At 27.7% G+C, this 735-nt stretch carries 1 protein-coding gene; it reads right to left on the bottom strand.

The annotated features are described in order from the left end of the window. Nucleotides 1–735 (bottom strand): HAMP domain-containing protein (locus GQX97_RS13120; protein ID WP_157152284.1); only part of this gene is annotated, 735 nt, incomplete at both ends.

Below are 735 nucleotides of genomic sequence, written 5' to 3'. Positions count from 1 at the left end.
TAATTTATTTCTCATACTAACAAAAGATTTTGATAAAATACCTATCTCATCTTTTCTAGATTTTATGCGCTGCTCTGAACGGCTTAAATCACCTTGTTCTATCTTTGATGCCTCTTCTACCACTATTTCTAATGGTTTAGTAATTGTTCTTATAAAYAAATTAACAAGTATAGCCAAAATAACAATAGATATTATTCCTATTATACTTATAGCTATTATCAATTTCATGTTTTGTTCATATATCTCATAATTCATCATAGCAAGAGCTATTATCCAAGGCTGATTTTTTAATTTATGATATGCAGCAGTTCTTTTTTGTCCGCCAAGATTATATGTAAGGTTACCGCTTATATTACCGCTTTTAAAAGCTTCCTCATATATAGGATTTATTTTCATAACTGCTATATTCTCATATAAAGAATCCATTATATTATATAATTTGTCAGTAGTTATAAAAAGTCCTCCTGTTTTTCCCAAATCAATATTAGCAAAATGAGTTTGATGAAGCATATACCAATCTAGAAAAATATAAATATATCCTATTGTAAYATTATATGAATCTTTAACTGGCTTTATAGCAGGCATAGCCCATTTAGAAGTAATTTCAGATTGAACTAGTTTATCAGAATATACAACTCCATCTGTATTTGAAGCAACAAATCTGTTCCAAGCATCTGGAATATAATCTTTAAGATTTTTACCTAAAGCAGAAGAAGACATTGAATCTAAAAATAT

This window comes from Brachyspira sp. SAP_772, from assembly GCF_009755885.1.
Lineage (GTDB): Bacteria > Spirochaetota > Brachyspiria > Brachyspirales > Brachyspiraceae > Brachyspira.
Note: the sequence above shows the minus strand (reverse complement) of the source record. Positions and strands in the feature narration are given on the sequence as shown.